Here is a 2,071-nt window from a genome sequence, read left to right as displayed (position 1 = left end):
CCCGCCGGCGGTGGCCAGGGTGAGTGTGCGGGCGGCCGTGGCCTGGAGCTGGGCGCTGGCGCTTTGGAGCTCCAGCGCCTGTTGGGCGGCCAGCTCCAGCCGGTCGCTGTGGGCTTGCAGTTCGATGGGGCCTTGGGCGGCCACCAGGTGCAGCCCGCCGGGCTGCTGCGGCAGCGCCGCGGCGCCAGCCAGCACGCTCAGCACTTGGCCGCTGTGCGCCCGCCAGGCCCCGCCGCTGTGCTGGTGGTGGTCTTGCCCGGCGCCCAGGTGCACGCCGTGCTCGGCGCTGGCCATCAGGTCTTGGCCGGCCACCCAGAGGTGCTGGGCGCGCGCTTGGGCTTGCAGCACCGGCGTGGCGCTGTGGGGCAGTGCGCCGTGGCCCGGCGGCGTCTGGGCGGCTTGCGCCGCCGCGTCGGGGCCGACTTGGCCTTGCAGGCTGCGCTGCAGGCCTTGCAGGGCTTCTTGCGCCGCGCTGAGGGCGGCGGTGCGGTGGCGGCGGCTGGCTTGGTCCAGCTGCTGGGCCTGGGTGAGCGCTTGCTGCAGCAGCGCCAAGCCGGCGCTGGGGTCGCCGGCGGGCTGCTCAGGGGCTTGGCCGTAGCTGCTCAGCAGCAGCCCGCGTGCGCCGCGCAGCGCTCCGTAGGCGTCGCTGCGCAGCTCCAGGCCCAGGCCGCGGGCGCTGCCGCGTCGGTTGCCGGCTTGGTGCACCAGGTGGCCCAGGCTGAGCCAGCTGGCGTGCGCGCTGCTGGCCGCTTGCACGCGCAGTTGGCCCGGGCTGTCGTCGAAGACGAGCCGGTTGGCCCCCGGGCCGGCCCCCAGCTCGCGGCTTTGCACGCCGCTGAGCGCGCCGGCATGGGCGTGTTCGCTGGGCGCCGCCCCGTGCCAGGCCGGGCTGTGGCCGCCGGCCACTTCGTTGGCTTGGCCGGCGCTGCGGTGGTCCTCTCCGCCGGCAAAGGGCTGCGGTGCGGCGGCTCGCCCGCGGCGGCCGCCCGGGGTGGCAGGCACGGCGCCGGCGCCGCGCCCGTTGTGCAGCACGCCCACCACCACCGGGCGCTCCAGGTCGCCATCGAGGAAGTCCACCAGCACTTCGTCGCCAATGCGCGGCAGGAAGTGCGCCCCCATGCCGCCGGCGGCCCAGCGTTGGGCCACGCGCACCCACACGCTGTGGTCGCTGCTGTTGCTGCGGCTGCCACCGCGCGTCGGGGCGTGTGGCAGATCGTGTGGCAGGTCGTGTTGCAGATCGTGTTGCCAATGGAAGCGCACTTTGATGCGCCCGAGGCGGTCGGTGTACAGCGCCGAGCCTTCGGGCGCTTGGGGCTGGCCGTCGGGGCCGACGACCACGGCGCTTTGCGCGCCGGTGGCCCGCGGCGCTGGGCGCCGCAGGGGGCGCCAGGGCTGCTGGCGCGGCACGGCGCGCCAGTGTTGGGCGTAGCCGCTGGCTTGCGCTTGGGCCCACAGGGCCGGCTCCAGGGGTCGATCCAGCGCTTGCAGCGGTGGGCCCAGGCGGGCTCTGGCGCGTTGCACGGCATGTGGCAGGTTGGCGCAGCCTACGTGCAGCAGTTCGGTCAGGAGCAGTTGTTGCGCGCCGCGCTCGGGCAGGTGCTGGAGCTGCCACCATTGGCCGCAGCGGGCGCCTCGCACGTTGGCCAGGCCGCTGTAGTGCAGGGCCTGGGTTTGTAGGGCTTGGCCGCGCAGGCGCGCGCGGGCCGCCGCGCTGGCTTCATCGGGGGCGGCACTGTGCGGTTCGTAGTCTTCGTAGGCCGCCGCAGCCGCCGCCGCAGCCGCACCGACTGCTTGGGCCGCAAGGGCGCGTTTGGCCCGCTCGTGCCAGCCCAGCGCGGTGTGCTGCGCGGCCGTGTGGCTGGCGTGTTCGTGGTAGGTCTGCACGCCGTCGCCAGGCTGTTGGCTGTGGGCGCTGCGGTAGGCAATGCCGCCGCCGCGCGCACTGTCGGGGTGTTGGGGACAGGCGGCTTCGTCGGGACTGTGCGCAAAGATGACCGCGCGGTGGCCCAGGGCCGGCGCATCGTCGTGCACGCCGTCGACTTCTTCGAAGCGCAGCCCCAGCCCGGCGCGC

The 2,071-nt window shown here is 75.2% G+C and carries 1 protein-coding gene; it reads right to left on the bottom strand.

All coding sequences use genetic code 11. The annotated features are described in order from the left end of the window. Positions 1-2,071 (bottom strand): type VI secretion system Vgr family protein (locus tag F615_RS19095; RefSeq protein WP_019562391.1); only part of this gene is annotated, 2,071 nt, incomplete at both ends.

The sequence above is a fragment of the Caldimonas manganoxidans ATCC BAA-369 genome, from assembly GCF_000381125.1.
GTDB classification, from domain to species: domain Bacteria; phylum Pseudomonadota; class Gammaproteobacteria; order Burkholderiales; family Burkholderiaceae_C; genus Caldimonas; species Caldimonas manganoxidans.
The sequence above is the reverse complement of the archived record's forward strand: the minus strand, read 5'-3'. Positions and strand labels throughout refer to the sequence as shown.